The following is a 25,421-nucleotide window of genomic DNA, read 5'->3' on the forward strand; positions in this document are numbered from 1 at the left end:
TTATAAAAATAGTATATTTATGAAAGGAGAAAACTATGGATAAAGTGAAAAGTAAACAAAATAAGGTATCTTTTTTTAACAAGTTTTTAAATGGTGTTGAGATAGCAGGTAATAAGTTGCCACACCCTGTAACATTATTTGCAATATTAGCACTTATAATAGTTGTATTATCTGCTATATGCGAAGCTTTTGGAGTTTCTGCAACTGGAGAGATAATGAACACTAAAACAATGGAGATAGAAGAAAAAACTATAACAGCAGTTAGTTTGCTAAGTGGAGAAGGTATATCATATATGATAACAAATGCTATATCAAACTTTACAGGCTTTGCTCCTCTTGGTGTAGTTTTAGTAACAATGCTTGGTGTTGGCTGTGCAGAGGGTAGTGGATATATTGCTGCTTCTATGAAAAAGCTAATATCTAAAACGCCAGCAAGGCTAATAACACCTGTTGTTGTATTTTTAGGAGTTATATCAAATGTAGCATCAGATGTTGGTTATGTTGTATTAGTACCTATTGGTGCTATTGTGTTTATGGCATATAAAAGACACCCTTTAGCAGGGCTTGCAGCTGCTTTTGCTGGTGTATCTGGAGGGTTTAGTGCAAATCTTTTAATAGGTACAGTAGATGCTCTACTTGCAAGTATAAGCACAGAGGCAGCGGCAATATTAAATCCAACATATGAGGTTGGAGCAACAGCTAACTGGTTTTTTATGTTTGTATCTACATTTTTAATTGTTATAATAGGGACATTTGTTACAGATAAAATAGTTGAGCCTAGATTGGGTAGCTTTGAAACAACAGATGAAAGCATTGACAAAGCAACAGAGCTTACACCAAAAGAAAGTAAAGCTTTAACAGTAGCAAATATATCATTATTAGTATACATATTATTAATTATAATATGGGCTATACCAAAAAATTCTTTACTTAGAAACCCAGAAAATGGTAGCTTAATATCAAAATCTTTATTAATAAATGGTATTATTGTATTTATAACAATAGGATTTTTTATACCTTCTGTTATATATGGTAGAATGTCTGGGACATATAAAAATGAAAAAGATATAGGCAACCAGTTAAGCAAAAATATGGAATCTATGGGCTCATACATTGCTTTAACATTTGTTGCAGCACAATTTATAAATTATTTTAGCTATACAAATCTTGGAAGCATATTAGCTTTAAAAGGTGCAGACTTTTTAGGTAATATAGGATTCACAGGTGCACCTCTTATGATAGTATTTATTTTATTAACAGCATTTATAAATCTTTTTATGGGTTCTGCATCTGCTAAATGGACTATACTTGCACCTATATTTATACCTATGTTTATGCAACTTGGATATTCTCCAGAGCTTACACAAGTTGCTTATCGTATAGGAGATTCTACTACTAACATTATTAGTCCACTTATGGTGTATTTTGCTATGATAGTTGTATTTGCTAAAAAATATGACAAAAAATCTGGTATAGGTACATTAATATCTATAATGTTGCCATATAGTATAATGTTTTTGATAGGTTGGACAATATTATTAGTTATATGGATGCTTTTAGGCCTACCTTTAGGACCTGGCGTATCTATGTTTTATCAACATTAAAATATAAGTATAAAAAAGGCTTGATTTATATTAAGCCTTTTTTATACTTATTATTAAATACAATTAAGATATGACTTATATTTTTAAAGGGGAAATTATATACGGTTTTTTGTATTAGTTTTCCTTTTAAAAATATATAGGAATATCTATTTTTGACTACAAAGTATTCAGAACCTTGATTAACAGGTAAAGGAGTGATTTTTATAGATAATTATATTTTAATAGGTAATCCAGTAAAACATAGTATATCACCTATGATACATAACACTTTCTTTAAAGATATGGGATATACCAATAAAAAATATAGTTTATTTTTAGTTGAAAAATTAGATAAAAATATAATAGATGATTTTTTTAATAAAAATGTAAAGGGATTAAATGTAACAGTCCCATACAAAATAGATATAATAAAGTATTTATATAAAATAGATGAGCAAGCTAAAATGATAGGTGCAGTAAATACTTTAAAATATACACAAAATGGATATATAGGATACAATACTGATATAGATGGTATGCAAGATACCCTAAAAGAAAATAATATTAATATTAAAGACAAGGTAGTATTAATATTAGGAGCAGGTGGCAGTGGGTATACAGCATCTTTTATGGCATTAAAAAACAAAGTTAAAAAAATAATTATAGCAAATAGAACTATTGAAAATGCAGTAAAGCTAAAAGAACATATATTAAAATATTATAAAAATGCTAATGTAGATATATTTAGTTTAGATAAAGTACACTGTATAGAAAACGTGAATATAATAATTAATACAACGACATTAGGATTTGGAGAAAGCATAGAAAAATCTCCTTTAGATGAGAGTTTTTTTAAAGATAAAAATATAGAATTTGTATTTGATATAATATACACACCATTTAAAACAAAGCTTCTGCAAATTGTAGAAAAGAATAATATTAAATATGCAAATGGATTTTCTATGTTAATATACCAAGCTTTAAAGGCACAGGAAATATGGCAAGATAAGGGTATAGATATGTTATATAAAATAAATATTAAAAACAAAATTTTAAGTAATTATAAAAAATAAAATATATTGAACAAATTTAATTTAAATGATATAATATACAAAAATTATTTGTTAGGAGGGAAATAATGGGAAAATATTTTGGGACAGATGGCGTTAGAGGTATTGCAAACGTGGAGCTTACACCAGAGCTTGCCTATAAAATAGGTAGAGCAGGTGCATATGTTTTAAGTAAAGAAAATAACCATAAGCCTACTATTATTGTTGGTATGGATACACGTATATCTGGAGATATGCTAGAGGCAAGTCTTATATCTGGTATGTGCTCTGTGGGAGCTAAAGTTATATCTTTAGGTATTATACCTACACCAGCTATTGCATATCTTGTAAAAAAATATAGTGTAGATGCAGGTGTTATGATTAGTGCTAGCCATAACCCTTTTCAAGACAACGGTATTAAATTTTTTAATAGTAATGGATTTAAGCTTACAGATAGTGTAGAAGAAGAAATAGAAGATTATATAATAAATAAATATGATGATATACCTTATGTACAAGGTAGCGAAGTGGGCTATAAAGAAACTAGAGAAGATGCAATAGAAGATTATATAGACTTTTTAAAATCTACAATAGATGTAAATTTTGAGGGAATAGATTTAACAATAGATTGTGCTAATGGTGCAACATATCAAGTAGCACCTATATTGTTTGAAAGTTTAAAAGCAAATACAAATGTTATATTTAGAGAGCCTAACGGTACAAATATAAATGATAATTGTGGCTCTACACATATGGAAAATTTATGTAAAGAAGTTATAAGTAACAAATCTCATATAGGGATAGCATTTGACGGTGATGGGGATAGATGCCTTGTAGTAGATGAAAACGGTAGCATAGTAGATGGTGACGAAATAATGGCTATATGTGGTAATTATTTAAAGGAGCAAGGAAAACTAAAAGATAATACTATTGTTGCCACTATTATGAGTAACTTAGGATTATTTATAATGGGAGAAAAAAATAACATAAATATTTTAAAAACAAAAGTAGGGGATAGATACGTTTTAGAAGAAATGCTTTTAAATGGGTTTAATTTTGGTGGAGAGCAATCTGGACATATTATATATTTAGACTACAACACAACAGGAGATGGTATACTTACTGCCATTAAGCTTTTAGAAGTTATTAAAACAACTGGCAAAAAATTATCTGAGCTTAGACAAATTATAAAAGTTTTACCACAAGTGCTTGTTAATGCTAAGGTTAATAATAAAAATAAATATAACTACCTTGAAAATGAAGATATAAAAAATGCTATAAATAGTGTTGAAAAAATGTTTGAAGGAAATGGCAGAGTTTTAATAAGACCATCTGGTACAGAGCCTTTAGTAAGGGTTATGATAGAAGGTAGTGACCAAAAATTATTAGATGAAGAAGCTAAAAAATTAGCTAAATTAATAGAGGAAAAGTTAAAATAATGTGTTTAAAGCTAATTTTTTTAATAGGTTATATTCAAAAGTATATATAAATGCTTAATTGTATTTAATAAAAATAAGAGAAAAATAAAGAGGTTGTAGACAAAATCTACAACCTCTTCAAAAAAATAACAAGTTTATTTTTTTGAGATAATCTAGAGTAGAAAAGCTGATTTCTTCGCACAAGGGCTAAAGCCCCTTGAAATCTAGCTTTTTACACAATCCGAGGCAAATCCACGTATTGTGATTAAAATTTTTATATCCTATAAATAGGATATAAAAATGAAAAAGACTTGATTTAATAATATTTTGGATTCAATTAAAGAGGTTATAGACAAAATCTACAACCTCTTCAAAAAAATAATAAGTTTATTTTTTTTGAGATACTATAAGAAAATTATCCTATTTTTTGTATCTATACTAGATTAATTGTATCTATTATCCAATTTGGCAAATCTTTAAAATTTTCATCAACAAAGTAAAAATCACTATGTTCTTGGCTAATTTTAATGCTAGTATTTTTTATATTAACTAAATATGTAATAATAACAAGGTGCAAGCCATCTTTTCTTATAACAGATGTAGCATTTAATATTTTTTCTATGTTATTTAATGTTATATTAATCCCTGTTTCTTCGTATACTTCTCTTATAAGAGCATCTGTTATATTTTCTCCGTATTCTACCCTTCCACCAGGTATATCATATAAATTTGAACTAGCATCATTTTTATTTTCATATTTTGTCTTTTTTAAAATAAGGTATTTATTACCCGTATTTTTTAAAAGACATTTTACGGCAATAGCAAAACTTTTTTCCATATTACACAATTTCAAATCCTAAAATATTTTTCATATAGTCTAAGGCAAATGTATGTCCATTTTCATTAAAAGATGCACAAGCACTAGTGTTTACTTTAAAGTGGATATTTTTATCCATATTTGCACAAGCATTATAAATTGTAATAGCAGTTTGTAAAACACATATATCTGTAACAACACCACATATTTCTATATTATCATAGTTATTAACTATATTTTCTATATCTTGTAGTGTAGGAGTATATCCTTTTTTTTCTAAAACTTTACAATTTTTATATGATAAAATTTCTTCTATTTTACCATAAGGTTTATGTCCTTTTGTACCTTTTTCACAATGTATGTTAAAACTTTTGCTCTCTGGGTGTATATGCCATTCTTCTTTAATATGTGTATCAAGAGTAAATATAATATCACTATTATTTTTTATATATTCGTTAGATAGGGTATAAATATTATTTTCTATATCTTGAGCTTTTTTACCAGCTGTTAAAAGGCCGTCATCTGCAACAAAATCATATTGATAGTCTACAATTATTAATAAGTTATTCACAATATCACCTCGTTAATTATACATATATACCTACAAAATTTAAAGTAGGGCAAACTCTTGATTTAAGTATTCTTATTTCTATATAATCGGTATTAACATTATTTAGCCTACAAATTCTTTTACTACCTACAATTGTTCCATTAAAAACATTAACCATATTATTATCTATACTAGCATAAATTTCAAATCGTTCTATTCTTTGGCTTAAAGCTATTTGCTCTTTTAAAACAATATTTTTAATTTGTTTTACACTATCAAATTTAAAGCTAATAGTTGCTTTTTCTTCATTATTAACACCTTTATAAAAATTATCATCATCTGATACAATATTATAAATATTAGTGCTATCATCAATAAAATCTACTTTAATTTCTGCTTCATTTACGATATTTTCTTTAAAAGCATCGTTTATATGAGAGCCTATTTGTTTAAGTATTTCTACATCTTTATCATCAATAAGGCCATCTGTATTAGGAGGAACGTTTAATAGCAATGTAGCATTAGCACCAACAGAGTTATAGTATATATCTAAAAGTTTATCTAGTGGTTTTGGATTTTCATTTTTGTGATAAAACCAACCACTTCTTATAGATGTATCTACCTCACAAGGATACCATATTAAATCTTGTTCATCTTTTAATAATTCTCTACTGCCTAAGTCTTCATCAGTAGAGCTAATTGTTTTTTCTCTAAAGGAGGCATCATCACTTTTTTGTGAGTGTTCTTGAACTATTTCGGATTTTGATAATCTAGCAGGAACAACATTCCATTCTTCTTTTCTACAATGTCCAGCCTCATTGCCACACCATCTAACATCTGGGCCACATATAGTTATACAAGCATTTGGTTGGAGTTTTCTTATTAAGGCATAATATCCCTCCCAATCATATACTTGTTTTTTACCATTTTCTCCCTCGCCACAAGCACCGTCAAACCATACACTAAATATATCTCCATATTCTGTTAAAAGCTCAGTTAACTGATTTTTAAAAAATTTGTTATATTCATCTGTACCATAAAGTTTATTGTTCATATCCCAAGGAGAGAGATAAACACCAAATTTTAAGCCATATTTTTTACAAGATTCGCTTAGCTCTTTTACAATATCTCCATTACCATTTTTGTATGGGCTATTTTTTACGCTATGCTCTGTATATTTACTAGGCCATAGACAAAAACCATCGTGGTGTTTACAAGTTAATATTACAGCTTTTATGTTTGCACTTTTTAAGCTTTCTACCCATTGGTCTGTATTTAGTTTAGTAGGGTTAAACATAGTAGGGTCTTCTTTGCCATTGCCCCATTCTCTATCATAAAATGTGTTTATACCAAAATGTATGAAAGAATAAAACTCTAGTTTGTGCCAGTTAAGTTGTCTTTTACTAGGGCGTATGCTAATTAATTTGTTAGATAAGTTATTCATAATGATAACCTCCTTATATCTATAATAAATATTTATAGTAAATTTAAAATTCTTCAAATTCACCCATTTTTCTAAAACGGTTATATCTATCATCTAAAAGTTTATCTTTATCTATGTTTAAAAGGGTGTTAATTTCTTTTATAAGCTCTTCTTTTAAAATATGGGCAGTGTACATAAAGTCCATTTCTACGCCACCATCTACTTCAGGTATAACCTTTTCTATTATGCCAAGCTCTAAAAGGTCTTTAGCTGTTATTTTCATAAGCTCTGCTGCTTCTGGTGCTTTAGTAGAATCTTTCCATAGAATACTTGCAAATCCCTCTGGAGATAGTATAGAATAAACAGAATTTTCTAACATCCAAACTCTGTCTGCAACACCAAGGGCTAAAGCTCCACCACTACCACCTTCGCCTATAACAATGGCTATAATAGGTACTTTAAGATTTGCCATTTCAAAAAGGTTTCTTGCAATAGCTTCTCCTTGTCCTCTTTCTTCTGCACCTATACCACAGTATGCACCAGAGGTGTTTATAAATGTTATTATAGGTCTATTAAATTTTTCTGCTTGTTTCATAAGCCTTAGTGCTTTTCTATATCCTTCTGGGTGAGGTGAGCCAAAGTTTCTTTCTATATTTTCTTCTATTGTAGAGCCTTTTTGTATACCAACAATGGTAACTGGTTGATGGTCTAAAATAGCAATACCACCTATAACAGCTTTATCATCTTTATATGCTCTATCTCCGTGTAGCTCTATAAAGTTTGTAAATATATAGTCTATATATTCTTTAGCATTAGGTCTTGTAACTTTTCTTGCTAGTTTTACTGTTTCAAAAGCATTTGACATTTTAGCACCTCCTTATATATTGTTTTTATGGATTTTTAAAATAGTAGATAAGGTCTTTTTAAGTCTTTGTCTTTCCACTATTGCATCTACAAAGCCGTGTTCTAATAAAAATTCTGCTTTTTGGAAGCCATCTGGTAATTTTTGTTTAATAGTTTGCTCTATAACTCTAGGGCCTGCAAAGCCAATAAGAGTGTTTGGCTCTGCCAATATTATATCACCAAGCATAGCAAAGCTAGCTGTAACACCACCTGTTGTAGGGTCTGTTAAAACAGTTACATATAAAAGTCCAGCATCGGAATGTCTGCTAGCTGCTGCACTAACTTTTGCCATTTGCATAAGAGATACTATGCCTTCTTGCATTCTAGCACCACCAGATGCAGTAAAAATGATAATAGGAAGTTTATGTTCTGTTGCATATTCAAATGCTCTTGTTATTTTTTCTCCTACAACAGAACCCATACTACCCATTATAAAGCTAGAGTCCATAACACATAAAACACAGTCTTTACCATATATTTGGCATTTACCTGTAACCACTGCATCATTAAGCCCTGTTTTTTCTTTAAGGTTTTGTATTTTTTCATCATAGTTAGGATAGTTTAAAGGATTTTTTGCATACATATCTTTATCAAATTCTACAAAGATATTTTTATCGGCAATAGTTTTTATTCTATCTCTAGCAGATAGCCTAAAATGGAAGTTACATTCTGGGCAAACATTGTATAATCCTAGCTCTTTAGAGTATACAGTAGTCCCACAGCCACTACATTTTATACATAGTCCTGTTGGCACTTCTGGTTTTAAAAGAAGTTTTTGTTTAGTTAGTTTTTTATCTATATTATTAGGACTTTTTTTATTTTTAAATAAATCCATTTACATCTTCCTTTCAAAGCTATTTTATAATTTTATTAGCGATAAATGATGTGTCAAAATTTCCGTTTAGGTAGTCTTCATTTTCTAAAAGCTCCATATGAAAGTCTATGTTAGTTTTAACACCTTCTATGACAAATTCGTTTAAAGCTCTTTTCATTTTTTGTATAGCTTCTTCTCTAGTTTTACCTTTTGTTATAACTTTAGCTATCATAGAATCATAAAAGCTAGGTATAGTATATCCTGCATATACAGCACTATCTACTCTAAGGCCATTACAACCACTAGGTAAAAATAAATAGTCTATTTTACCAGGAGATGGTGCAAAGTTATTATAAGGGTCTTCTGCATTTATTCTACATTCTATACTGTGTCCATTAAATGTTACGTCATCTTGAGTGTATTTAAGTTTTTTACCATAAGCTATTCTTATTTGCTCTTTAACTATGTCTATATCTGTTATCATTTCTGTAACAGGGTGTTCTACCTGTATACGAGTATTCATTTCCATAAAGTAGAACTTATTGTCTTTTCCATATAAAAATTCTATTGTGCCAGCATTTTTATAATTAGATGCTTTAACGGCTCTTATAGCAGCATCTCCCATAGCTTTTCTTGTTTTTTCATCAAGGGCAATAGAAGGGGCTTCTTCTAGTACTTTTTGGTTTCTTCTTTGTAATGAGCAGTCACGTTCGCCTAAGTGGATAGCGTTTCCGTGTTCATCTGCTAATATTTGTACTTCTATGTGTCTAGCATTTTCTATTACTTTTTCCATATATATGCTATCATCTCCAAAGGCTACTTTAGCTTCACTTTTAGCAGAATTATATGCTTCTTCTATGTCTTTTTCTTCCCTAACTATTCTTATGCCACGACCACCACCACCTGCAGATGCTTTTATCATAACAGGATAGCCAAAGTTATTTGCAAGCTCTTTTGCTTTTTCTACACTTTCTACTATGCCATCGCTACCAGGTGTAACAGGAACGCCAGCATCTATCATAAGTTTTCTTGCATTAGCTTTATTACCCATAAGGTCTATTGTTTTTGCATCTGGTCCTATAAACTTAATATTGCATTCTTTACACATATCGGCAAATTTTGAATTTTCGGATAAAAATCCAAATCCAGGGTGTATAGCATTAGCACCTGTAAGGCAAGCAGCACTTATAATATTGTTCATATTAAGATAACTAGATGAGCTTTTGTTACCACCTATACAAATTGCCTCATCTGCAAGTTGTGTATGTAGAGCCTTTTTATCTGCCTCAGAATAAACGGCAACAGTAGATATACCTAGCTCTCTACAAGCTCTAATTATTCTAACTGCTATCTCTCCACGATTTGCTATTAATATTTTATTAAACATAAGACACCTCTATCCAATCATAAAAGTAAATTCTGCTTCTGCAACTTTTTTATCTCCTACATAGGCTATACCTTTTCCTATACCTGCAACCTTTTTAAGCTTTAAAAGCTCTACTTCTAGCCTTAAAGTATCACCAGGCACTACTTTATCTCTAAATTTAGCATTGTTTATTGCTCCAAAGTATGCAATTTTTCCTTTGTATTCTTCCATAGACAATATAGCACAAGCACCGGCTTGAGCCATAGCTTCTATTATTAATACGCCAGGCATAACAGGTTCTACAGGGAAGTGTCCTTGAAAAAACTGTTCGTTCATTGTTACATTTTTTATAGCAACTATTTTTTTACCTTCTTCTATTTCTACTATTCTATCTATTAAAAGAAAAGGGTATCTATGAGGTATAATCTCCATTATTTCTTTAATTTCCATAATAATCTCCTTTCATACAATTAAGGTATGACTTAATATTTTTGAATAAAAATTATATACGTGTTTTTGTATTAATTTTTGTGAAAAAAATATATAGGAATACCTGATTTTGAATATGAGTATTCAAAAAATTGATAAAACCAATTAAGGTATGACTTAATATTTTAAATAAAAATTATATACGTGTTTTTGTATTAATTTTTGTGAGAAAAATATATAGGAATACCTGATTTTGAATATGAGTATTCAAAAAATTGATAAAACCAATTAAGGTATGACTTAATATTATAGGTATGCTAAAGCATACCTATAATAACTAAATTATTCTAAATAAAGGTTGATTGTATTCTACCATATCTTCATTATTTACTAATATTTCAACTATTTCTCCACTATACTGGCTTGTTATTTCGTTCATAACTTTCATAGCTTCTATAATACATAAAACATCGCCTTCTTGTACTTTATCTCCAACTTTTACATAAGCAGGCTTAGTAGGGGAGCTACTAGAATAAAATGTTCCTACAATAGGGCTTGCTACTATATTACCTTCTTTAATTTCTTTTTTAGTTTCTGGTATAATAGTTATAGGCTCTGATATATTTTCTGCTATGTTGTTTATAGTAGGGGCACTTGTTACGTTATTGTTGCTAACAATAGGTGCACTATTATTTTGTGAAATAGGTTGACTATTGTATTTATTCATTCTAAGATAAAAGCCATCATTTAATTTAAGTTCAAAATCCATAAGATTAGAGCTATCTAAACTTTGCATTAGGTCTTTAATTTTTTCAAAATCCATTATTATTAGTCCTCCCATTTTTTAAGGCATAATACTGCATTATGTCCACCAAAGCCAAGCGTATTAGATAAAGCATATTTCATTTCACGTTCTTTACCTACATTTGGTGTATAGTCTAAGTCACATTCTTCGTCAGGCACTTTATAACCTACAGTTGGAGGTACAAAGTTATTTTCTAAAGCTAATACACAAGTAATTGCTTCAACAGCACCTGTTGCACCTAAAAGATGCCCTGTCATAGATTTTGTAGAGCTAATAGAAACATTGTAGGCATTTTCTTTAAGGGCTAATTTTATAGCTTTAGTTTCGCCTACATCATTAGCAGGTGTGCTTGTACCGTGAGCATTTATGTATGTAATATCGTTAGGGTTTACGTTACCTTCTTCCATAGCTTTAATCATAGCACGAGCAGCACCATCTCCATCTTCACAAGGAGCAGTCATATGGTAGGCATCACAAGTAGCACCATATCCTACAATTTCTGCTAATATTTTAGCACCACGAGCTTTTGCGTGTTCTAGCTCTTCTAAAACAAGTACACCAGCGCCTTCTCCCATAACAAAACCGTTACGTTCTTTATCAAATGGGATAGATGCTCTGTCTAAATCTTCTGATGTAGACAATGCCTTTAAAGCAGCAAATCCACCAATACCAGCTTTTGTAATAGTACTTTCTGTACCACCAGCTAATATAACATCTTCGTATCCAAATTTTATATTTTTATAAGCCATACCAATGCAACTTGTACTTGTTGCACAAGCAGTTATTGCTGTTTCGCAAATACCTTTTGCACCAAAACGTATTGCTACGTGTCCTGCTGCCATATTTGTTATAACACTTGGTATAAATAAAGGTGCAAGTCTTGAAGGGCCTTTTTCTACCATTTTAATCATTTGGTCTTCAATCATACCAATACCACCCATACCAGAGCCTATTATTGTACCAAATCTATATGGGTCTATTTTGTCTAAATCTATACCACTATTATCTACAGCTTCTTGTGCTGCATATAAAGCATATACACTAAAAAGCTCAAGTCTTCTAATTTCTTTTTTGTCTAAAACTTTTTCTGGCTCAAAGTTTTTAATTTCTGCTGCTATTTTTACTTTAGAATCTGATGTGTCAAAATGAGTAATTTTGCCAATACCGTGTTTACCATTTTTTATATTTTCCCAAAACTCGTTTATGTTATTACCAACAGGGGTAACTAAGCCCATACCCGTTATAACTACTCTTCTTTCCATATTAACCTCCTAGACTAAGCCATTACCATACCGCCATCTACGGTAATTACTTGACCTGTTATATATTTATTTTTAGCTAAAAATACTGCTGTACTAGCTATTTCATCTGTTGTTCCCATTCTTTTAAGAGGGATATTGTTAAGTATATTTTCTTTTATGCTATCAGGTAAAACATCTGTCATATCTGTTTCTATAAAGCCAGGAGCAATAGCATTGCAAGTAATACCACGAGATGCAAGCTCTCTAGCAGTAGAAAATGTCATACCTATCATACCAGCTTTACTAGCAGAATAGTTTACCTGACCAATGTTACCAGTTAAACCAACAACACTACTCATATTTATAATGCTACCACTTTTTTGTTTAAGCATTACTTTACTAGTATGTTTAATCATATTAAAAGCACCTTTAAGATTTGTGTTAATAACCATATCAAAATCGTCTTCAGACATTTTTAAAAGAAGGTTATCTTTTGTAATGCCAGCATTGTTTACTAAAATATCTATTGTTTTAAATTCTTCTAAGGCTTTATCTACTAATTGTTTAGCTTGTTCAAAATCACTTATATCTGCCTGAACGCTTAAACATTTTACACCAAAGCTTTCTATCTCTTTAGCCACGTCTTCTGGGCTTGTGCTTCTGTAATTTAACACAATGTTAGCACCTTCTTTAGCAAAAGCTATAGCAATGGCTTTGCCAATACCTTTAGCACCACCTGTAACTATTACTGTTTTTTCTTTTAACATTATTCTATACCTATTCCTTTACAAGTTTTTTCTAAGCTAGCTAAATCTTCTACGTTATATACACTAACTTCTTTACTAACTTTTTTTACAAAAGATGATAAAGTTTTACCAGGGCCTAGCTCTATAAAAGTATCTACACCAAGGTTAATAAGATTTTTTATAGTTTGCTCCCATTTAACAGGGCTCATTACTTGTTTTATTAATGTATCTTTTATGTTGTCTACTTTTTCTCCTGTTAAGTTTGTAAATACGTCTATATTAGGTGTGTTTATAGTAATATTTTCAAGCTCTTTAGCTAATTTATCACTAGCAGGTTTTAATAAAGATGTATGGAAAGGTCCACTTACGTTAAGTCTTATAACTTTTTTTACACCTTTTTCTTTAAGGATAGTTTCTGCCCTTTCAATAGCAGGTGTGTGCCCTGCTATAACTATTTGCCCTGGAGCATTATAGTTTGCAATCATAGCAAGCTCTGTATCTGTAGATGCTTCTTTTAGAGCTTCATTTATAATATCTTCATCGGCATTCATAACAGCAGACATAGCACCAACACCAACAGGAACAGCCTCTGTCATATATTTTCCTCTTTTTCTTACAAGGGATACACATTCGTTAAAACTTATAGAGCCACTAGCACAAAGGGCTGAATATTCTCCTAAGCTAAGGCCTGCCATATAGTCTGATTTTATACCCTTTTCTTCCATAAGTTTGTATATAGCATAGCTTGTTGCTAAAATAGATGGTTGTGTATACTCTGTTTGGTTAAGCCTTTCATCTTCGTTAAAGCATATATCTGTTATATTAAAGCCTAGAGCATTATTTGCCTCTTCAAACACTTGTTTACATACTGTAAAGTTGTCGTAAAGCTCTTTGCCCATACCATTATATTGAGCACCTTGGCCACTAAATATAAAACATATTTTCATATTTTATCTCCTTTATTTTATATTTAATATATTATTTATTACCCATTAAAGCATCAAATTCGCTAACTAATTCGTTTATAATTTCTTGGCTACTTTGTCTTTTTGATACCATACCTGCTATTTGTCCTGCCATAACAGAGCCATTTTCTACATCGCCTTCTTTAACTGCTTTTTGTAAAGCACCAGCACCTAATTTTTCTACTCTTTCTATATCTGGCGTATCTTTTTTAAGTTCTTCTCTTTCCACTGTATCGTAAAGTCTAGCAAGTTTGTTTCTTAAAATACGAACAGGGTGTCCTGTTATTTGCCCAGTTATAACACTATCTATATCTTTAGCTTTTATTACTTTTTCTTTGTAGTTGTCGTGTACATTACATTCGTCTGATAATAAAAATCTAGTACCAAGCTGAACACCTTTTGCACCTAGCATAAAGGCAGCAGCACAACCTCTACCATCTCCAATACCACCAGCAGCTATAACAGGGATATTAACAGCATCTACAACTTGTGGTACTAAAGCCATAGTAGTAAGTTTACCTATATGTCCACCAGCTTCCATACCCTCTGCAATTAATGCTTTAGCACCTATTTTTTCCATTTTTTGTGCAAGAGCAACAGATGGTATAACAGGGATTACAGAAATGTTGTGCTCATTAAATAAGTCCATATATTTAGCAGGGTTACCAGCACCTGTTGTTACTACCTTAACGCCTTCTTCACATACCACTTTTACAACTTCTTCTACAAAAGGAGATAAAAGCATAATGTTTACTGCAAAAGGTTTATCTGTTAAAGATTTTGCTTTTTTAATTTCTTCTCTTACAATTTCTCCAGGTGCATTACCACCAGCTATAATACCAAGCCCACCAGCATTAGATACACTAGCAGCAAGCTCACCATCAGACACCCAAGCCATAGCACCTTGAAAAATAGGATATTTTATACCTAGTATATCACATAAATTTGATTTCATTTTATCACCTTTTTAACCTTTACTAAAAATATTATAAATTATTATACCTAGTATGCTACCAAGAGCCATACCAACCATAGTATAAACTATTAGTTTTATTTTATCATTATTATTCATAAAACACCTATATTTGAACAATCATAGATGCCCAAGTAAGACCAGCACCAAAGCCTGCGATTATTATTTTATCGCCTTTTTGTAAAAGTCCTTTTTGGGACATCTCTGCCAAGGCAATAGGTATGCTGGCTGCCGATGTATTGCCAAAGTTTTGTAAATTTAGATAAAATTTATCTAAGCTTACTTTTAATTTTTTTGCAACAACTTCAACTATACGGCTATTTGCTTGATGAGGTACTATATATTTTATATCATCTAATGTTAGGTTAGCCTTTATTAAAACTTCATTTATACTTTTTGGTACAGTTTTTGTAGCAAAATTAAATACATCTCTGCCATTCATTGCTAGATAAAAAGAGTTATCATCTTTTTTTTCTGTAAATGGGTTATTATTGTTTAGGTTACCACCTGTTATAGCTTGCCAAGACATACCATCGGCATTTAAATCTTCTGATATTACGCTATTATAGTCTTTGCAAGATGTTAATATAGCACCACCAGAGCCATCTCCAAATAAAACACAAGTGCTCCTATCTGTCCAGTCTACTATTTTAGATAAGGTTTCTGCACCTATTACAATAGCATTTTTGTATATTCCAGATTTTAAAAATTTATCTGCAATAGATAAACCATATACAAAACCAGAACAAGCTACATTTATATCAAAGGCTAAGGCATTTTTAGCACCTATTGCTCCTTGTACCATACAAGCAGTAGAAGGTGTTAAATAATCTGGTGTTATTGTTGCAACAATAATAACATCTATATCTTCTGCTGGAATATTAGATTTTTCTATTAACTTTTTACCTACGTTTATAGCAAAATCTGATGTATTTTCTTGTGTAGAAAGGCATCTTTTTGATATACCAGTTCTTGTATATATCCATTCGTCAGATGTTTCTACAATATTGGAAAGCTCATCATTTGTTACAACTTTTTTAGGTAAGTAGCTTTCAAATCCAACTATTTTTGAATTAAACATATTTTTCTCCTTTTAAATATTTATACATTGCTTATGCAATGTTTGGCTAACCCTAGTCAATGCACCATTAAAAATTTCTTTTTCTTGGTTGGAAAGTTCTATTACTATAGATTTCATAATATTTTCTTTAAATTTTTTATGTAATCTAAAAAGTTTTTTACCTTTTTCTGTAAGACTAACATTAACTACTCTTTTATCATTAAGAGATTTTTCTCTTATAACATACCCTTTTTTTTCTAGATTTGTTACAGAAACTGTTAATGTACCAAGGGTTATATCCAGATTTTTGGCAACAGAGCCCATAGTTTTTGTTTTGCTTGTGCCTATTGCCTCAATAGTCCTTACTTCTCGAGAGGACACATCTTTATATTTGTTATTTTTTAAAAAAACTTCTTCTAGCTTAATTATATCGTTAAAAACGCTAGACATAAGCCCACTAATAGTATCTAAAGTTTTTTTCATAATGCAGCCTCCATATTATTATACAACGCTAAAAAAATCTTTTGATAATCAAAGTATATTATTACTTTAAACAAACGTCAAGTGTTTTGGTTTATTTTTAATAAAAAATTCAAAAAATTGTTTTTATTTTATAGTTTATATGTTAAAATATAAAAAAATATTTTACAAAAGGTGATATTATGGGAAATGTAAGACTTTTTGCAAAAGCTAAAATAAACTTAGCACTAGATGTTGTAGAAAAGTTAGACAACGGCTATCATAATTTAGAAATGATTATGCAGTCTATAGATTTATCAGATACTATCGAAATTAAAAAGACTTTTACAAATGACATAAAGCTAAGAACAAATGTATATTGGATACCAACAGATAATAGAAATTTAGTTTATAAAGTTGCAGAATATTTAAAAAATGAATACAATATCAAATATGGTATACATATAAACTTAAATAAAAAAATACCATCTTGTGCAGGGCTTGGTGGTGGTAGTGCAGACTGTGCAGCTGCTTTAATTGGTATTAGAAAACTATTTGGGCTTGATATACCTAATAGTAGATTGCTAGAAGTAGCTAAAGAGTTTGGAGCAGATGTACCTTTTTGCGTAAAAAGAGGCACATATTTAGCAGAGGGTATAGGAGAAAAGCTAACCCCTTTAAAAAAAATGCCAGATTGTTATATATTGGTTGTTAAGCCACACGTTAGTATATCTACAGCTACTATTTTTCAAAATTTAGATTTAGCTAACATAAAAGAAAGACCAGACATAGAAAAAATTATATACTATATAGAAAAAGATGACATAGAGGGTGTTTCTAAAAATTTATGTAATGTTTTAGAAAGTGTGTCTATTGAAAGATACCCTATAATAAAAGATATAAAAGATGCTATGTTAAAAAATGGTGCTTTAGGTAGCCTTATGAGTGGAAGTGGCTCTGCTGTTTTTGGAATATTTAAAAATAAAAAACAAATGGCAATAGCAAAAAATTATATAGCAAAAAATTTAAAAGTAAAGGACATTTTTGCTACTAGGCCTTTTAATATGTATAAAAATTAAATAAATTTAAAATGATAACATATATTTAATACTTTTAATATAAATAAATTGTTTATAAATTATTATTTACAAATATTGTATTTTGGAATATAATATAAAGATAGACTTTAGAAGGAGGCTATATGCAAATACATTTTAAAAAATCAATATACTTAGCTATTACTATACTAATAATATCATTTGTTTTTTATAATTCTATGCAAAATGGTGAAAGCTCTTCTAATACTAGTACAGCTGTTTTAATGTTTGTAAACAATTTAATAAATACAATAGGGTTAAATTTTCAAGTTAGTGGACACTTTATAAGAAAATTGGCCCATTTTATAGAATTTTTTGCTTTAGGTATTTTTCTTATGTTGACATTTGAAGCTTTTACTAATAGATTATTTAGTATAATTGGGTTTCCTATGTTTTTTTCTATATTTATACCAGTTATAGATGAATTTATACAAATATATTCACCAGGACGTGCATCTTCTGTTAAAGATGTGTTGCTAGATTTCTCTGGAGCGATTTTAGGAGTATTATTAGTTTTTACAAGCTTTATAATAAAAAATAAGAATAGATTAAATAATTAAAATTTAATATATAAATTAATTTAGGAGAATAAATATGGAACAACTTTTAAATAAGTTAAACCCTATGCAAAAAGAGGCTGTTTTAACAACAGATGGGGCTCTTCTTCTTTTAGCAGGGGCAGGCTCTGGTAAAACTAGAGTTTTAACACATAGGATAGCATATTTAATTAATAAAGGCGTGAGACCTTTTAACATTTTAGCTATCACTTTTACTAATAAAGCAGCTAAAGAAATGAAAGATAGAGTTTATTCTATATGCGATGAGGGTAGACAAGTTTTGGTATCTACATTTCACTCTTTATGTGTTAAAATTTTAAGAAGAGATATACAAAAAATAGGGTATAATAATAAATTTACTATATACGATGCAGATGATGCAGAAAGACTTATAAAAGATATAATGAAAGAGTACAAAATAAATGATGATTTATTAAGTGCTAAAGCAGTTTTAAGTGAGATAGGAAGACAAAAAGATAAGCTTATAACAGCTAGTGATTATGAAAAAAACATAGGTTCTGATTTTAGAAAAAAAATGATTTGTGATATATACAAAGAGTATGAAAATAGATTAAAATTAAACAATTCATTAGATTTTGACGACCTTATATTTAAAACAGTACATCTTTTGGCTACTAATGTTGATGTACTAGATTATTACCAAGAGCGTTTTAAGTATATTATGGTTGATGAATATCAAGATACTAGCACAAGCCAATATATGCTTGTAAAGCTTTTAGCTAATAAATATAAAAATATTTGTGTAGTAGGAGATGACGACCAGAGTATATACGGTTGGAGAGGTGCTGATATAAACAATATATTAGACTTTGAAAAAGACTTTAAAAATGCTAAAGTTATAAAGCTTGAACAAAACTATCGTTCTAGCAAAACTATATTAGATGCAGCAAACTTTGTTATAAAAAATAACTTTGGTAGGAAAGAAAAAAGTCTATGGACAGAAAATGAACAAGGCTCTCTTATAAACTATGAAAAATGTAACTCCGATAGAGAAGAAGCTATGTTTATAGCTAATGAAATAGCCAAAAAAATAAAAGAAGGATATTCTTATAGAGATTTTGCAATATTATATAGAACAAATAGCCTATCTAGACTTTTAGAAGAGCAAATGGTGTTTTTATCTATACCGTATAAACTATATGGAGGTGTAAACTTCTATGGTAGAAAAGAAATAAAAGATATTATAAGCTATTTAAAAGTTTTAGAAAATCCTAGCGATGATATATCATTAAAAAGAATAATAAACGTTCCTAAAAGAGGAATAGGGGATACAAGTATATTAAAAGCTAGTGAATATGCACAAGAAAATAATATTTCTCTTTTTGAAGCATTGTCTAAAGCGGGAGAAATAACAGATTTAGGTAGGAAAACAAAAAGTGTTATAGACTTTTATAATATGATGAATGGATTTATACAAAAAAGCCAAAGTTTAAATATATCCGATTTGATAGATTATATATTAGATGAAACTGGATATTTAGAAGAACTTAACAAAGAAGGAACAGATGAAGCTTTAGGCAGAGTATCAAACTTAGAAGAATTTGTTAGCAAGGCAGTAGAATATGAAGAATCTGAAGAAGATGATGTATCTCTTACAAAATTTTTAGAAGAAGTATCTTTAGTAGCTGACATAGATTCTATGGAAGAAGATGATGATGTTGTTACATTAATGACTTTACATAGCTCTAAAGGGTTAGAGTTTCCTACAGTTTTTATAGCTGGATTTGAGGAGGGTATATTCCCTACATACCGTGCATTAACAAGCCAAAATCAGTCTGGCATAGAAGAAGAAAGAAGGCTTTTATATGTAGGTATAACAAGGGCAAAAAAAGAACTATATCTTACAAATGCAAAATCTAGATTACAACACGGAAGATATATAAGTAATGCACCATCTTCATTTTTTAAAGAATTACCAAAAGATTTATTAAACATTAAGCAAAAACCAGACAAACCTTCTAAAATCTCGTTTTCAGTAGAAGAAGATAGTAGTTATAGACCAAAGCCTACATATAAGCCTAATGTTTCAACATATCTTAAAAAGGAAATACCAGCACCTAAAAATGTATCATTAGATTTTGGTGTTGGAGATGTAGTTAAACATTTTAAATTTGGTAAAGGCGTTGTTTTAAAAATAAGCCCAGCAGGTGCAGACTATGAAGTAACTATTAATTTTGACAACTTTGGAGAAAAGAAACTTATGGCAAACTTATCTAAATTAAAAAAAATATAAAAAATATAAAAAATTGTAACCTACTTATATACCCTTTCATACTATACATAATATGAAAAAATTGGAGGGTTATATATGGGAAAGTATATAATAAAAGGTGGAAATAAGCTAAACGGTGAAGTTTTTATAAGTGGTGCTAAAAATGCTGTTTTGCCTATCCTTGCCTCAACTGTTTTAAATAGTGGTATATGTATATTAAAAAATGTTCCTATGCTTTTAGATACTTTTGTAGCTATAGATATATTAAAAGATTTAGGTTGTGAAGTTAATTACGGAGAAAATACTGTTGTTGTTAATTCTAAAAATATGTATAAAACAAATGTTAAAGAAGATTTAGTTAAAAAAATGCGTTCTTCCATAATATTTTTAGGAGCTATAATATCTAGATTTAAAGAAGCTAGTATAAGCTATCCTGGAGGGTGTAACCTTGGCAAAAGACCAATAGATTTTCATTTATCAGCATTTAAAGAGCTAGGGATAAAAATAGAAGATAACCAAAAATTAATAAAAGCTAGTGTGGATACTATAAAGGAAAGAATTATAGACCTACCTTTTGCTAGTGTAGGAGCAACTCAAAATATTATTTTGGCATCTATTTTTGTAAAAGGCAAAGTTGTTATAAAAAATTGTGCTAAAGAGCCAGAAATAATAGATATGGTGAAATTTTTACGAAAAATGGGTGCTAACATATATGGAGAAGGGACTTACACTATAACTGTAAAAGGTGTAGAAAAGCTTAATAATATAGTTGAATATACTATAATGCCAGATAGAATAGAAGCAGGTACTTTTTTATGTATGTCTGCTATAACAAATGGAAATGTAAAAATAAATGGTATAACACCAAATTATGTAAAATCTTTAACAGATATTTTAGAGCAAATGGGCTGTAATATTGTTATAGATAAAGATAATATAAAAATTAAAAATGATAAAAAGTTAAAATGTATAGAATTTTTAGAAACTAAGCCATACCCATATTTTCCAACAGATTTACAACCACAACTAATGGCTTTATTAGCAACTGCAGATGGTGAAAGTATTATAAAAGAAAATATATTTGAGGCTAGAAATAAACATATACCAGAGCTTAACAAAATGGGTTGTAACATTATAGAAGATAATAGTACATTTATTATAAAAGGGGTTAATAAATTAACTGGTAAAAATGTTTTTGCAAAAGATTTAAGAGGAGGAGCAAGCCTTATAACAGCAGGACTTTTTGCAAAGGAAAAGACAGTTGTAGAGGGTGCTGACTATATAAACAGAGGATATGAACATTTAGATAAAAAACTTAACATTTTAGGAGCAGATATAAAACATATCAAAGATTAGGTGAATCTAATGAAAAAAATATATACTTATATTTTAATTGGTGTAGCATTAATAGCACTAATATTTATGTTATTAATGCTATCGCCTTGGCTCAATATAGAGAATATACAAATAAATGGTATAAAAACAATAGAAAAATCAGACATTATTAGACAAATGAAACTAGATAAAACAACCAACATACTTAGTTTTAATAGTTTTGTAGCAAAAAGAAGAGTTAAAAGTAATTATTATATAGAAAATATACGAGTAACAAGAAAACTGCCCAATACAGTAACTATTGATATTATTGAAAGAAAAGTGGTTGGATATATACCTTACATAAATGACTATATATATATAGATAAAGATGGTGTTGTTATAGATGTAAAATCATCTTATAAAGAGCCACTACCAATGATTTATGGATTAAAATTTAATAGTTTTATTATTGGGCAAAAGCTAAAGACTGAAAATAACACAGCATTTGAAATAGTAATGGAAATAACAAATGCTATAAAAAATAAAGAAAATCTAAATGATATTCTTAAAATAGATGTATCAGATTTAGAGGATATACATTTATATACAGAAAAGTTAGATGTTATTATAGGAAATATAGATGCTATAAACATAAAAATGAATACTCTAAATGAAATACTTAAAAATTTTACACCTACGGAAAAAGGGTTTTTATACATAGATGATATAAACAAAGCACCTATTTTTAAATATATTACATAAAGCCATAATTTGTAATATAAACAATTATTTTGTCGATTTTTATAACAAAAAATAGAACGCAAATTTAATAACATACTTGAAAAATTTTTAAAAAAATATATACTTATATTATAAAAATATTATAAATAAATTGAATTATTAAAATATATGGTGTATAATATAAAATTGAAGATGATTTAGGAGGGTTATATCTTGATAGGTTTAGAGAATATTAATAATGAAGAAGAAAAAATTATAGTTATAGGTGTTGGTGGTGCTGGTAATAATGCTGTTAATAGAATGGTAGAATGTGGCTCTACAGATATAGACTTTATTTCCATAAATACAGATAGACAAGCACTTAATAAAAGTTTAGCTCAAAAAACTATTGTTATTGGAGAAAAATCTACTCGTGGACTTGGAGCAGGTGGAAATCCCGAAGTTGGAAGAATAGCAGCAGAAGAATCTAAAGATGATATTTCACAAGCTGTACAAGGTGCAGATATGGTATTTGTAACTGCTGGTATGGGTGGAGGTACTGGTACTGGTGCTGCATCTGTTGTTGCTAATATTGCTAAAAGTCAAGGTGTTTTAACTGTTGCTGTTGTAACTAAGCCTTTTAATTTTGAAGGTAAAAAAAGAGCTTTAAATGCTATGGAAGGTATAGAAAGATTAAAAGAGAACGTAGATACTCTTATTGTTATTCCTAATGAACGTATACTAGATATTATAGAAGATGATGTAACTCAAATAGAAGCTTTTCATAGAGTAGATGAAGTTTTAAGACAAGGGGTTACAGGTATTGCAAATATTATTAAAAATGCTGCAGAGATAAACGTAGACTTTGCAGATGTTACTACAATTATGAAAGATAAAGGATATGCACATCTTGGTGTTGGTGAGGGTGCTGGTAAAAATAAAATGCAAGATGCTGTTAATGGTGCTATTAATAGTCCATTATTAGAAACATCTATAGAGGGAGCTAAAAGTATACTTGTTAATGTAGCTGGTGGCCCAGACCTTGCTCTTAAAGAAATAGATAGAGGTATTTCTAGTATAACTGCTATGCTTGACGTATCTGCTAACGTTATATATGGTACTTCCATAGAGGAAAACCTTACAGATAGAGTTATTATTACTATTGTTGCAACAGACCTTAGAGATGTGGAAGGAAATGGACAAGATTTAGTTTCAGATATGCAATCTAACATACAACCTAACATACATCAAGGAGTAAATAACCAACAACAATTTAATGTTGCTCCACAACATTTACAAAACGGTTTTTCTAATATTAATACACAACAAGTACAACCACAAGTAGCACAACCAACAATTAATCATTCGCAAGAACCTGTATTTACTCCACAAGAACCTAATAATTATGGATTAAACAGACAAAAAGAAAATGAAACTGGAAAATTAAATATACCAACATTTTTAAGAAAAAATAGATAAAATATTAAAAAAATAAAACTAGATAAATATCTAGTTTTATTTTTTTCTTAAATACAATTAAGGTATTCCTATATATTATTTAAATAAACTTAATATATCTATTTTAATTAAGTTTATTTTTATTTTTATTTATATAAAATAAATCGCCTAAAGAACCAGTAGTACTTGGACCTACAACCTTAGAATTTGAGGTAATGTTAGGTTCTTTTTTTACATTACTAGGTTCATTTTTATAGGTTGGTTTAGCTTTGGCATCAGATAGTATTTTTTTTGAAAGTGATGTAAAATTATCTGTTAAAGGAGGCGATGAATATATAAAGCCTAAAGAGTCTTTAATATATAGCTTTAAAGTATATTTACCCTCGTATTTTTGTGAAATAGATTTTAAAGAGCCGTCTTTTTGCTCTATACTATAACTACCAAAAGTAACATTTAATGGCTCTTTAGATGTTAATGTCTTTAACGGGTATGGTATAAATGGGTTGTCATCTGGATATATAACTAATGTGTATTCAAATGGTTCGTTTTTATTTGGGTTGTTCCAACTAACATTATATGTAGGTTCTCCGTTAATGTCTACATAGCCTGTAATGTTATTTAATTTTGGTTTTTTAGGTATTTTATGTTGTGAAATAGTAAAGTTGCTAAGCTCTAACAAATAAGGGTAAAGTCCATTAATATCTGCTGCTAGTGGAATATAAGGGTTTAGTTGGGGCTTTAGATTAAAGCTAGATGGATTTTCATAAGGTGGTTTATTTAATTTTATAAGCTCATCTACAGATTTGTAGTCATAAGATAATTTAGCATTAGATGAACCTAAAAGCTGAACATAATCATCTGCCATTATTTCCATTATGTCCCAATGGTATAAATAATTATCATCATCATTATAATTATATATAACAGGCATATTAGTTAGTCCTCTTATTTTTACATACTTAGAATCTTTTAAATTGTTATAGTATATATTTTCAGACTTTACAAGATTACATATCATATAATGATGCCCATATTCGTGAGATAGTGTATAAGCTATTTTAGGTACTGTATTATATCTTTCTCCATTATAAAGATTAATATAGGCATTAGGACCTAATATATAGTTATTACCCTCTAAATGTATGTCGTCAAAATAAAGTCCATTTACACCCTCTGGTGCATCTGGATATATGTATATATTACTTAAATAATCAAATTCATCACCGTGAAGATTATTTATAAGCTCTCCATACAAGTCTTTTAGCATAGTTTTATTCCAACTTTTACTATAACTTGTTAAGGTAAGGTTATTTGCAGTATATGTAGCATATATTTTATTTGGATTTGCATATATAGTTGTTTTAAATAAAAATATTATAAAAAATGCAACTATTATGTTTATTTTAAAAAATTTCATAGAATATCACCCTAAATTATT

General features: G+C 29.3%; 22 protein-coding genes and 1 pseudogene. 9 read left to right on the forward strand and 14 right to left on the reverse strand.

The annotated features are described in order from the left end of the window. Positions 1-35 precede the first annotated feature (35 nt). The 3 genes from R5Z65_RS01340 to glmM all read left to right on the forward strand — a co-directional run bounded on the left by R5Z65_RS01340 (position 36) and on the right by glmM (position 4,071). Positions 36-1,604, forward strand: coding sequence for an AbgT family transporter (locus R5Z65_RS01340; protein ID WP_317366570.1), 1,569 nt, complete (start codon positions 36-38; stop codon positions 1,602-1,604). A gap of 194 nt (positions 1,605-1,798) precedes the next feature. Then, positions 1,799-2,656: a shikimate dehydrogenase gene (aroE, locus tag R5Z65_RS01345; protein WP_317366571.1), complete on the forward strand. Its 858-nt coding sequence runs from the start codon at positions 1,799-1,801 to the stop codon at positions 2,654-2,656. Positions 2,657-2,721: 65 nt separating this feature from the next. Further along, positions 2,722-4,071, forward strand: a complete 1,350-nt coding sequence (glmM, locus tag R5Z65_RS01350) for a phosphoglucosamine mutase (protein WP_317366574.1) — start codon at positions 2,722-2,724, stop codon at positions 4,069-4,071. A 412-nt stretch (positions 4,072-4,483) separates the two neighbouring features. Here the strand turns inward: glmM and R5Z65_RS01355 are convergent, their stop codons facing one another. The 13 genes and pseudogenes from R5Z65_RS01355 to R5Z65_RS01420 form a co-directional block, all read right to left on the reverse strand. Continuing rightward, entirely contained in the window at positions 4,484-4,888 is a 405-nt protein-coding gene (locus tag R5Z65_RS01355; protein ID WP_317366576.1) for an NUDIX hydrolase, read from the reverse strand. 1 nt (position 4,889) lies between these two features. After that, the gene (locus tag R5Z65_RS01360; protein WP_317366577.1) at positions 4,890-5,438 is read right to left on the reverse strand and encodes an isochorismatase family cysteine hydrolase; all 549 of its coding nucleotides are present in this window, start codon (positions 5,436-5,438) and stop codon (positions 4,890-4,892) included. A gap of 16 nt (positions 5,439-5,454) precedes the next feature. Next, entirely contained in the window at positions 5,455-6,861 is a 1,407-nt protein-coding gene (locus R5Z65_RS01365) for an alpha-L-fucosidase (RefSeq protein WP_317366578.1), read from the reverse strand. Between the two features lie 43 nt (positions 6,862-6,904). Further along, positions 6,905-8,578 (reverse strand): annotated as a pseudogene (locus R5Z65_RS10175) (acetyl-CoA carboxylase carboxyl transferase subunit alpha). A gap of 19 nt (positions 8,579-8,597) precedes the next feature. Then, the gene (locus tag R5Z65_RS01380; RefSeq protein ID WP_317366583.1) at positions 8,598-9,944 is read right to left on the reverse strand and encodes an acetyl-CoA carboxylase biotin carboxylase subunit; all 1,347 of its coding nucleotides are present in this window, start codon (positions 9,942-9,944) and stop codon (positions 8,598-8,600) included. Between the two features lie 9 nt (positions 9,945-9,953). Then, positions 9,954-10,379 (reverse strand): 3-hydroxyacyl-ACP dehydratase FabZ, encoded by a 426-nt coding sequence (gene fabZ / locus R5Z65_RS01385; RefSeq protein WP_334309012.1) that lies wholly within the window; start codon positions 10,377-10,379, stop codon positions 9,954-9,956. Between the two features lie 310 nt (positions 10,380-10,689). Further along, entirely contained in the window at positions 10,690-11,175 is a 486-nt protein-coding gene (gene accB, locus R5Z65_RS01390) for an acetyl-CoA carboxylase biotin carboxyl carrier protein (RefSeq protein WP_317366586.1), read from the reverse strand. Between the two features lie 5 nt (positions 11,176-11,180). Then, the gene (fabF, locus tag R5Z65_RS01395; RefSeq protein ID WP_317366587.1) at positions 11,181-12,419 is read right to left on the reverse strand and encodes a beta-ketoacyl-ACP synthase II; all 1,239 of its coding nucleotides are present in this window, start codon (positions 12,417-12,419) and stop codon (positions 11,181-11,183) included. Positions 12,420-12,433: 14 nt separating this feature from the next. Then, positions 12,434-13,165, reverse strand: coding sequence for a 3-oxoacyl-[acyl-carrier-protein] reductase (gene fabG, locus R5Z65_RS01400; protein WP_317366588.1), 732 nt, complete (start codon positions 13,163-13,165; stop codon positions 12,434-12,436). Then, positions 13,165-14,091: an ACP S-malonyltransferase gene (fabD, locus tag R5Z65_RS01405; protein WP_317366590.1), complete on the reverse strand. Its 927-nt coding sequence runs from the start codon at positions 14,089-14,091 to the stop codon at positions 13,165-13,167. Before fabD ends, fabG begins: the two co-directional genes overlap by 1 nt. Before the next feature lie 31 nt (positions 14,092-14,122). Then, positions 14,123-15,064, reverse strand: a complete 942-nt coding sequence (gene fabK, locus R5Z65_RS01410) for an enoyl-[acyl-carrier-protein] reductase FabK (RefSeq protein WP_317366592.1) — start codon at positions 15,062-15,064, stop codon at positions 14,123-14,125. 124 nt (positions 15,065-15,188) lie between these two features. Next, positions 15,189-16,163 carry a beta-ketoacyl-ACP synthase III gene (locus R5Z65_RS01415; RefSeq protein WP_317366593.1) on the reverse strand — a complete coding sequence of 325 codons (975 nt, stop codon included), beginning with the start codon at positions 16,161-16,163 and terminating at the stop codon, positions 15,189-15,191. Positions 16,164-16,175: 12 nt separating this feature from the next. Beyond that, positions 16,176-16,625, reverse strand: coding sequence for a transcriptional regulator (locus R5Z65_RS01420; protein ID WP_317366595.1), 450 nt, complete (start codon positions 16,623-16,625; stop codon positions 16,176-16,178). Positions 16,626-16,804: 179 nt separating this feature from the next. Here R5Z65_RS01420 and ispE point away from each other — a divergent pair, with 179 nt between their 5' ends. From ispE to ftsZ, 6 genes are all read left to right on the forward strand, one after another. Further along, entirely contained in the window at positions 16,805-17,680 is an 876-nt protein-coding gene (gene ispE / locus R5Z65_RS01425) for a 4-(cytidine 5'-diphospho)-2-C-methyl-D-erythritol kinase (RefSeq protein WP_317366597.1), read from the forward strand. A gap of 122 nt (positions 17,681-17,802) precedes the next feature. After that, the gene (locus R5Z65_RS01430; RefSeq protein ID WP_317366599.1) at positions 17,803-18,258 is read left to right on the forward strand and encodes a VanZ family protein; all 456 of its coding nucleotides are present in this window, start codon (positions 17,803-17,805) and stop codon (positions 18,256-18,258) included. Positions 18,259-18,292: 34 nt separating this feature from the next. Then, positions 18,293-20,509, forward strand: a complete 2,217-nt coding sequence (locus R5Z65_RS01435) for a UvrD-helicase domain-containing protein (RefSeq protein ID WP_317366601.1) — start codon at positions 18,293-18,295, stop codon at positions 20,507-20,509. 75 nt (positions 20,510-20,584) lie between these two features. Further along, entirely contained in the window at positions 20,585-21,844 is a 1,260-nt protein-coding gene (gene murA / locus R5Z65_RS01440; protein WP_317366602.1) for a UDP-N-acetylglucosamine 1-carboxyvinyltransferase, read from the forward strand. Positions 21,845-21,853: 9 nt separating this feature from the next. Beyond that, on the forward strand, positions 21,854-22,567 hold the full coding sequence (locus R5Z65_RS01445; RefSeq protein ID WP_317366604.1) for an FtsQ-type POTRA domain-containing protein: 714 nt from the start codon (positions 21,854-21,856) through the stop codon (positions 22,565-22,567). Between the two features lie 192 nt (positions 22,568-22,759). Next, on the forward strand, positions 22,760-24,004 hold the full coding sequence (gene ftsZ / locus R5Z65_RS01450; protein ID WP_317366605.1) for a cell division protein FtsZ: 1,245 nt from the start codon (positions 22,760-22,762) through the stop codon (positions 24,002-24,004). A 103-nt stretch (positions 24,005-24,107) separates the two neighbouring features. Here ftsZ and R5Z65_RS01455 read toward each other — a convergent pair whose 3' ends face one another. Further along, positions 24,108-25,400 (reverse strand): hypothetical protein, encoded by a 1,293-nt coding sequence (locus R5Z65_RS01455; protein ID WP_317366607.1) that lies wholly within the window; start codon positions 25,398-25,400, stop codon positions 24,108-24,110. Positions 25,401-25,421: the final 21 nt, after the last annotated feature.

The sequence above is a fragment of the uncultured Tyzzerella sp. genome (assembly GCF_963558545.1).
Taxonomy (GTDB): Bacteria; Bacillota; Clostridia; order Lachnospirales; family CAG-274; genus Tyzzerella.